We start from the raw sequence: 9463 nt of genomic DNA on the forward strand, positions 1-9463 counted from the left end.
TCGTCGCGGCATTCGCGGCGGGTCCTCAAGAAGTGATGGACTTTCTGCACAACAACCCAGACATCGAGATGGGCTCAATGAGCGAAGTCGTTGACCCGTATGAAGTCGCTAAGAACGATAATTTTGTCTCTATTAATACGTGTTTGATGATCGACCTTGTTGGTCAAGTTGCTTCTGAAGGGGCGGGCTTTAGCCAGATTTCGGGATCGGGTGGTCAATTAGATTTCGTACGAGCAGCGAACATGGCGAAAAACGGCGTCAGCATCTTAGCCTTGGCAGCAACTCGTGAAGGCAAAGACGGCTTAGAGTCGAATATTCGTTTGTCATTGCCAGTGGGCACGCCGATTACCACACCTCGTAACGATGTACATATCGTGGCGACGGAATACGGCTCGGTGAACCTGCGTGGTATGACGGTCTCTGAACGCGTTCATGCGTTAGCGAATATCGCGCACCCAGATTTTCGTGAGTCGTTACTGGCTGAAGCAAAACAACATGGCTTAGTGAAGTAGGAGATAATTATGTTTACAGGGCAATTTTTCAAACTCGCATTTATCGAAGATTCTAACCGTATTGTTGAATTAGTTTTCAACGCAGAATCTGATTCAGTAAACACACTCACTAAGTCGGCATTAATTGAACTTGAAAGCTGTGTCGATCAACTTGAAAACAGTGATGCTGCCGGTCTGATTATCCGTTCGGGCAAAGCGTTATTTAGCGCGGGTGCGGATGTAAAAGCCTTTCGCTCTCTGTTTAGTGACGGTGATGCGGCCATTACCGATTACTTATCATGGGCGCACTCCATTTATAACCGAATCGAAGATCTTAACCTTCCTAAAGTCGCGATCGTTAATGGTGTCGCGGCTGGTGGTGGAGTCGAGCTTTCACTGCTTGCGGATTATCGTCTTGCAACGACCGACCTAAAAATGAGCTTGCCTGAAGTTAAGCTTGGCATTATGCCAGCATGGGGTGGGGTGACTCGATTACCGCGCATCACAGGTGTGGATACGGCACTGCAATGGCTAACAACGGGTAAAACCTTTAAGGCGCAGCAAGCGCTAGAGCATCACGTTGTTGATGGTGTGATCGATGCGAGTAAGACAAACCCAATCGAAAGCGCGTTAACCATGCTTGAATCGTGCATCTCTGGTGACTTTGATTGGCAGCAGCGTTATGCAGAAAAACAAGCGCCACTGACTCTGAATGACGCGGAACTGGCGATGTCGATTAATGTGGCTAAAGGCATGGTCGCGAAAGCAGCTGGTCCGCATTATCCGGCACCGGGCATTATTCTGAACACGATTTCTAAAAGCGCTCGTTGTTCTCGCGATGAAGCCTTAAAGCTTGAGCAAGCGGGAATCATCAAATGTGTCGCAAGTGGTGTAGCAGACGCTTTGGTGAATGTTTTCCTGAGTGACATGGCAGTAAAAGCGACGGCAAAGAAACACGCTAAAGGCGGCAAGAAAACCGAAGAAGTGGGTGTCGTCGGCGCGGGCATTATGGGCGGTGGTATCGCTTATGTTACCGCGGATAAAAAGTTGGATGTAGTACTCAAAGACATCAACAAACAAGGCTTAGCGTTAGGGCTAAATGAAGCCAATCAACTGCTTTCAAAGCAAGTGACTCGCGGTCGTAAGAGCCCTGAAGCTATGGGTGAAGTGCTTAATCGTATCGTGCCGACTTTGCACAATGCAGCGTTAGACAGCTGTGATTTAGTGATAGAAGCGGTCGTTGAGAATCCAATCGTAAAAGAAAAGGTGCTAGCTGAGCTTGAACAGGTTGCGCCAAATGCAATGATTGCATCAAACACATCTACTTTGATGATCAGTGGCTTAGCGCACTCATTAAAGAACCCAGAGAACTTCTGTGGCATTCACTTCTTTAACCCTGTGCATCGCATGCCGTTGGTTGAAGTGATTAAAGGTGAGCAAACATCAGCGGAAACCATTGCAACCGCAGTCAACTACGTTCTGGCACTTGGCAAGACGCCTATCGTGGTGAACGACTGTGCTGGTTTCTTGGTTAATCGCTGTTTAACGCCTTACTTCTTGGCTTTCAATCAACTGTTAGTTGCGGGCGGTGATATTGCTCAAATCGACAAAGTGATGAGCAAAGGGTTTGGTTGGCCAATGGGGCCAGCGCATCTGCTTGATGTGATTGGACTCGATACCGCGGATCACTGCATTGATGTGATGAGCGAAGCCTTCCCAACGCGTTTAGCCAAGCCTGAAGCGAATCTGATCGCGGAATCTGTGGCGAAAGGACGTTTAGGGCAAAAAACAAAAGAGGGTTTCTATCTGTACAAAGCGGATCGCAAAGGTCGCTTACAACCAGAAAACCATTTGGAAACCACTGCGCTAATAGACAGCCTTTGTGATGCACCAATCTCAATGGAGCCTCAAGACATCACAATGCGAATGATGTTACCGATGATGTATGAAGCGATTCGCTGTTTAGATGACGGCATTATTTCTTCAGCTGCCGAGGGTGATATTGCGTTTATCTACGGCACTGGATTCCCGGCATTCCGTGGCGGAATCTTCTACTACATGGATAGCATGGGTCTAGATAAGTTGTTAGAGATTGCCCAACAATATGAAGACTTAGGTTCTTTATATGCCATCCCTCAAGGTCTTCGTGACCGTGTTGAACTGAACCGTAATTTTTACGCGTAACCTGGAGCAAGAAATATGAAAAACGTAGTGATTGTAGATGCGATTCGAACTCCAATGGGGCGTTCAAAAAATGGTGTATTTCGACATGTTCGAGCCGATGATCTTTCGTCTCACTTAATGAGCGCCATGCTGAAGCGTCAGCCAAAGGTTGAATCCACTCTGATTGATGATGTGATCTGGGGTTGTGTGCAGCAAACCGAAGAGCAGGGCGTTAACCTTGCGAAGGTCGCAGCACTTCAAGCTGGGTTGTCTGAAGAAGTACCAGCAACAACAGTGAATCGTTTGTGTGGTTCTTCAATGGATGCACTGCACATGGCAACGCGCTCGATAAAAGCGGGTGATGCCGATGTTGTTCTCGTTGGTGGTGTTGAGCATATGGGGCATATCCCAATGACCAAAGGCATCAACTTAAACCCATACAACCGCAATATGGCACAAGCGTCTGCGATGATGGGGTTAACGGCGGAAGCACTTGGTCAACTTCATAACGTGTCTCGTGAAGAGCAAGATGAATTGGGCGCTCGTTCACACCGACTCGCGCACGAAGCGACACTTGAAGGTCGCTTTGATAACGAGATTGTCCCAACCATGGGTCATGACGAAAGCGGTGCGCCAACCTTGGTTAAGCACGATGAAGTGATTCGTCCTGAAACCACCGCTGAATCTTTGTCTAAGCTTCGCCCTGCGTTTGACCCGCGAGGAACCGTAACGGCAGGTACGTCTTCGGCCTTGTCTGACGGCGCATCTTGTTTGCTGGTGATGAGTGAAGATAAAGCCATCGAGATCGGCATTAAACCAAGAGCTAGAGTTATCTCTTCTGCCTCTGCGGGAGTGCCAGCGGCGCTTATGGGTTATGGACCCGTTCCGGCAACCAAAAAAGCGTTAGCGAAGACTGATCTAACGATCGCAGATATCGATTTTGCTGAAGTGAATGAAGCCTTTGCAGCGCAAGCTATCCCGTGTTTAAAAGATTTAGGCTTATGGGAGCAGCGTGAAGATAAAGTGAACCTGCATGGTGGAGCGATCTCACTGGGTCATCCTTTAGGATGTTCGGGTGCTCGCATCGTCGGTAGCCTTATCAATATTATGGAACAGCGTGGTGGTCAATACGGGCTAGCAACTATGTGTATTGGTATGGGGCAAGGTATTGCGACGATTATCGAAAGAGTGGAGTAAGTCACTTAATGGTTCGAGATGAGCTCGTCATCTAGGTGACCAAGACAATAAATTAGGGTAACGATCCAAGCCTTCAACCTGTGTTGAAGGCTTTTTTAGTGAGTTGCACTTTTTGCTTATCCAGAACTATCATTGAAGGACACACATGCCTTAAGTTCAAATAATCGACAAACCATGGTTATGAATGAATGTTTTTTCAACGGTCAGCCAAATATCGGCACAATGGCATTGACCTTACCCTAAGGGTAACGTTTATAGTTGCGGTGTAAATTCAAAGGTAAGCTATGACAAACACATTCCGAAAAACTTGGATTATTGTTTTCAGCATCATTGCGATGTTGACGTCTAGCTATGCCTCAAGCTCTTCAGCCATGATGGCTAATATCATGGCAACGCAGATGATGTCGAATAAGTCTATCTGCCAGCACAACGATTCGCCGAGCGATCCTGATGCCGCAAATCAATTTGCTGCCGGTTGCCATGTGACCGTTAGCGATCCAGACATGAGCGATCATGTTCACGCAAGCACGCCGAATGGCGACCAGTCTGTTCATGGAGCTCACTCTGCCCATGATGACCACGCTATTTATGTTGAGCTGTCTGCTGATGACAAGATGGCTTCACATCAAGAATCAATGGATGCTCACGGAGAGCATGTGATGGGCAACAACTGTTGTGGCGGTTCGGATTCTGCTCATATCTGTTGCTATTCTGTTTGTTCTACCGCATCACACACAATTCAGGCGCTTCAAGCCAACTACCAAATTTCCTCTTCATTCGCACTTCATCACTCTGTGACTATCGGTCAAAAAGTGACTCGCGCTCAATCTTTGCTACGCCCACCTTCCGCATAAATCTATATCTAAAAATACAGCTATATCAGTTAGATAATTCTGATAAGCCATTCTTTTTTATGCGCTAATTAGCGCTAGATATGGACATTCATTGTGAATATGAAACCAACAACCTCTGTGTTTGTCATGAACACGAGCTTAGTGGTTGCTGCTGCCTTGCCTATGGCCTTGTTTTCAAGTGCTACGCTCGCGGCTACCACGGCGTCAGCTTCAAATGCTCAACACATTTCAGCACATGACCAAGCAAGCTCGACGCAGCAACTCAATACACTGATTGAGATTGCTTTAAGCGAAGATGGAAATCGCAAACAGTACTTTGCTCAGTCTCAAGCGATGCGAGAAACGGGCATTGCTAGCTCGACCTTAATGGACCCGAAATTGAAAGTTGGATTTGGCGGTTTGCCTGTCGATAGCTTTCAATTCGACGAAGACCCGATGACCAATATATCGGTAGGGCTGATGCAGCAGTTTGAGCGTGGCGATACGCTTAACCTCCAACAGAAAAAGGCAGGCCAACAGGCAGATGCTTTAGCTTTGCAGGTGCAAGCAAGAGAATTGACGGTTGCGAATAGCATGACGCAGCTTTGGCTTGAGTTAGGTTATCAGCAAAAGGCTGAGTCGGTGATTCGTCAAAATCGTCGTTTGTTGGTTGAGCTTGAAAACTATGTACAAACCAATTACTCGATTGGTAAAAGTGAAGCGCAAGATCTGCTTAATGCTCAGCTTCAAGTGAGCAAGCTTGATGAGAAACTTCAGGCAAACCAGCAAGTTCAGCGCCGCTTAATCTCTCAGCTTTCTGAATGGTTGGGATCTGATTGGTTAGGCTCTCAGGTTCTTGATTCTCAGGGCACACTGAATGCAACTAACCAAATCGATTGGTCGTTGTTGGAAAGCAAATTAGCGACCAATATCGATTCAACTAAGCACTACCAGCTACTGACTGACCATCCTTTGGTTAAGATCTCCGATGTCAGTATTTCCTCCAATCAAACTCAGGTTGAATTAGCCGAGCAAGCTTATACCCCGCAGTTTGGGGTGGAAGTGATGTATGCACACCGTCAAGCCAATAACATGGCGGGTGAACCAGCTTCTGATCTGGTGAGTGCCTATCTGACTGTCGACATCCCGCTGTTTACGGGGAATCGACAAGATAAGAACTTATCGGCTGCTCAGTATCAAGTTGGTGCGGCTAAATCTCAAAAAGACACCTTACTTTCCCAAATGAACGCGCAAGTGAATGCATTGCTGGTGGACAGATCAAATCTGATCCAGCGATTAGATCGGTATCAAACGTCCTTGCTTCCTCAAACCGCAGCCCGAATCAGCGCGGTTGAGAGGGGCTATCAAAACAATACCGCCCAGTTTAACGATGTCATTTTAGCAACGACCGATGAGCTGGCGCTTAAGTTAGAGCAACAACGTTTGATCACCGATCTCAACATCGTTAACAGCAAACTGGCGGCGTTAGTCAGTGGCTTTGAATACCAAGTAAATCAACCACAGCTTGTAACCACAGAGAATCAGTAAGGGATAGATAATGAGTTCAGTAAAAGTAGCAACAATCGCTTTATTGGTCGGTGGTGCATTGGGTTTTGGTGTGAACCATTTTCTGATTAATCCAGCACACGACATGTCAGCAATGGCAACGAGTACAGAAGCCAGCGATGAACCTTTGTATTGGGTGGCTCCGATGGACCCAAATTATCAGCGAGACAAGCCGGGTCAGTCACCTATGGGGATGGATTTAATCCCTGTTTACGCGGATGACTCAAGTGGTGTTAAAGATGAGCCCGGTACCGTGTTCATTGATTCGTCGGTAGAAAATAATCTGGGTGTCAAAACAGCGAAAGTTAAGTTCGAAACGCTATCTCCTCGGATTGAAACCGTGGGTTATGTGGCGTTCGATGAAAGTACATTGTGGCAAACCAACGTAAGAGCAGCTGGTTGGGTTGAGAAGCTCTACATCAACGCAGTGGGTGAGAAGGTAAACAAAGGTGATGTGCTTTTCACACTCTATTCTCCAGAGCTTGTTAAAGCACAAGAAGAGTTGATCAGTGCTTATAAAACGGGTCGTAAAGGTTTGATCAAGGGCTCGACTGAACGCTTAATTACTTTGGGTGTTGATAAGACTCAAATCCGCTCTATTACGCGCAAAGGCAAAGCCTCACAAACCATTGAAGTCAAAGCGCCAGCTGATGGTGTCATCGCAAGTTTGAATATCCGAGAAGGTGGTTACCTTGCACCTGCACAAGCAGTGATCAGTGCTGGCCCATTAGGCGAAGTATGGGTTGATGCTGAGGTGTTTGAGCGTCAAGCGCACTGGATCTCGTCAGGCAGCAATGCGGTGATGACGCTAGATGCCATTCCCGGCAAAGAGTGGTTGGGTAATGTCGATTACGTGTACCCAATTCTGGACCCAAAAACTCGAACCTTGCGCGTTCGTTTGAAGTTCTCCAATCCAAATGGCGAGCTTAAGCCAAATATGTTCGCCAATATTGCGTTGAAACCCATCAGTGATGAAGCCGTTCTTACTATCCCAAGATCTTCGGTGATTCACTCCGGTGGTATGACTCGAGTGGTAATGTCAGAAGGTTCTGGCAAGTATCGTTCTGCTCGTATTGAGGTTGGTCGTGAAGCTGGCGAAAAAATAGAGGTGCTTCAAGGGCTAGAGCAAGGTGAGAACATTGTCACTTCTGCGCACTTCATGTTGGATTCTGAATCGAGCCAATCTGCTGATCTGTCACGTATTAATGGCGTTGAAGAAGAGTCTGAAACGGTGTGGGCGAACGGTGAAGTTTCCGATGTTATGCAAGGCAGCCGCATGGTGACGATTAACCATCAGCCTGTTCCTGAATGGGATTGGCCGGGCATGGTGATGAATTTCACCTTTGCGGAAGGCTTGGACATAAGTGACGTGCAACGTGGTAAGGCGATTGATTTTGAGATGAGAAAGACAGAGTCAGGGCAGTACGAGGTTGTGGATTACAAGGTCAACAAACACAAGATGGCTGGCGAAGTTTGGGTGACGGGTGACATCACCATGTTGATGGCAGATTTTGGCATGATCACCGTAAAACATCAGCCTGTCCCTGAGTGGAATTGGAAAGCGGGTGAAATGAATTTCCAAGCCAGTGATGACCTTGATTTATCTGAGTTTGCCGAGGGTCAAACCATTCGGTTTCTAGTGGTGAAGCAGGGTTCTGATTATGTGCTCAAATCTCTCGAACCGACGAACAGCACGGGTGAGGGCGAACTATGATCAATGCAATCATTCGCTGGTCTATTAGTAACCGCTTCTTAGTGCTGGTTGCTACTGTAGCCATCGTATTTGGCGGCTTATACAGCGTGAAAAATACACCGGTCGATGCCATTCCTGATTTATCAGACGTTCAGGTGATCATCAAAACCAGTTATCCGGGTCAAGCGCCGCAAGTGGTTGAAGACCAAGTAACGTATCCGCTCACCACTGCGATGTTAGCTGTACCGGGTGCTGAAACAGTCCGTGGCTATTCGTTCTTTGGTGATTCCTATGTCTATATCATCTTCAATGACGATACCGATATGTACTGGGCGCGTTCACGAGTGTTGGAGTACTTAAGCCAAGTTGCACCTAACTTGCCTTCGAGTGCCAAGCCAACACTAGGGCCAGATGCAACCGGTGTGGGCTGGGTTTACAGCTACGTGTTGCAAGACGAAACCGGTCAGCACGACTTAGCTGAACTTCGTAGTTTGCAAGATTGGTTTTTGAAGTATGAATTGCAAACTGTAGAAGGCGTGTCTGAAGTGGCGACCGTTGGCGGCATGGTGAAGCAGTACCAAGTACAGATTGATCCTGCGAAATTACGTGCTTATGACCTAACACTTCAACAGGTCAACAAGGCAATCCAAGATGGTAATCAAGAAACCGGTGCGTCTGTCGTCGAGATTGCCGAAGCCGAACATATGGTTCGTACAACGGGTTACCTGACAAGCATCGAAGATATTCAATCTCTGCCGTTAAAAGTGACAGACAAGGGTACTCCGCTGCTATTAGGTGACATTGCAGACATTAACCTTGGCCCGCAAATGCGTCGTGGTATCTCTGAACTCAACGGTGAGGGCGAAGCGGTCGGTGGCGTTATTGTGATGCGCTTTGGGGAAAATGCCAGTGAAGTGATCGACTCGGTTAAAACCAAGCTTGCTGTACTGCAAGCTGGCTTACCTGATGGTGTCGAGATTGTCGCGACTTATGACCGTTCTACTTTGATTGATTCAGCCGTTGAAAACTTATGGAAGAAATTGGCTGAGGAGTTCATCGTTGTCGCCGTGGTGTGCGCGCTGTTCTTGTTCCATATTCGTTCATCACTGGTTATCGCGTTAAGTCTGCCTGTTGGTATCTTAGGTGCATTCATTGTTATGCATTGGCAGGGCATTAACGCCAACATCATGTCCCTTGGTGGTATCGCTATTGCGATAGGTGCCATGGTGGATGGGGCGATCGTAATGATAGAGAACGTTCATAAACACATTGAACGGACTCCGCTCACTGACAAAAACCGTTGGCAAGTGATTGGTAAGGCAGCAGAAGAAGTTGGCGCACCGCTGTTCTTCTCTCTGATTATCATTACCTTGAGCTTTGTGCCTGTATTCGCGCTAGAAGGGCAAGAGGGCAAGATGTTCTCGCCACTTGCGTTTACCAAGACGTATGCAATGGCCGCCGCAGCCGGTTTGGCTATCACGCTTGTTCCTGTGCTGATGGGTTACTTCATTCGCGGCAAC

The 9463-nt window shown here is 47.4% G+C and carries 7 protein-coding genes; all 7 read left to right on the forward strand.

What is annotated here, in order from left to right:
* On the forward strand, positions 1-512 hold a 512-nt coding region (locus tag IQQ51_RS27525; protein WP_322632761.1), incomplete at its 5' end, for an acetyl-CoA hydrolase/transferase C-terminal domain-containing protein.
* 9 nt (positions 513-521) lie between these two features.
* Positions 522-2675 carry a fatty acid oxidation complex subunit alpha FadB gene (gene fadB / locus IQQ51_RS21970; protein ID WP_193842140.1) on the forward strand — a complete coding sequence of 718 codons (2154 nt, stop codon included), beginning with the start codon at positions 522-524 and terminating at the stop codon, positions 2673-2675.
* Between the two features lie 15 nt (positions 2676-2690).
* Positions 2691-3851, forward strand: a complete 1161-nt coding sequence (gene fadA / locus IQQ51_RS21975) for an acetyl-CoA C-acyltransferase FadA (protein ID WP_086968241.1) — start codon at positions 2691-2693, stop codon at positions 3849-3851.
* Between the two features lie 284 nt (positions 3852-4135).
* A complete protein-coding gene (locus tag IQQ51_RS21980) occupies positions 4136-4705 on the forward strand; it encodes a hypothetical protein (protein ID WP_193842141.1) in 570 nt (189 codons plus the stop codon).
* Between the two features lie 99 nt (positions 4706-4804).
* Positions 4805-6232 (forward strand): TolC family protein, encoded by a 1428-nt coding sequence (locus IQQ51_RS21985; RefSeq protein WP_193842186.1) that lies wholly within the window; start codon positions 4805-4807, stop codon positions 6230-6232.
* 10 nt (positions 6233-6242) lie between these two features.
* Positions 6243-7964: an efflux RND transporter periplasmic adaptor subunit gene (locus IQQ51_RS21990; RefSeq protein WP_193842142.1), complete on the forward strand. Its 1722-nt coding sequence runs from the start codon at positions 6243-6245 to the stop codon at positions 7962-7964.
* The coding region (locus tag IQQ51_RS27530) for an efflux RND transporter permease subunit (RefSeq protein WP_228013132.1) at positions 7961-9463 on the forward strand (1503 nt) is incomplete at its 3' end. The genes IQQ51_RS21990 and IQQ51_RS27530, both read left to right, overlap by 4 nt.

It is taken from the genome of Vibrio sp. OPT18 (assembly GCF_015163615.1).
Classification (GTDB): Bacteria; Pseudomonadota; Gammaproteobacteria; order Enterobacterales; family Vibrionaceae; genus Vibrio; species Vibrio coralliirubri.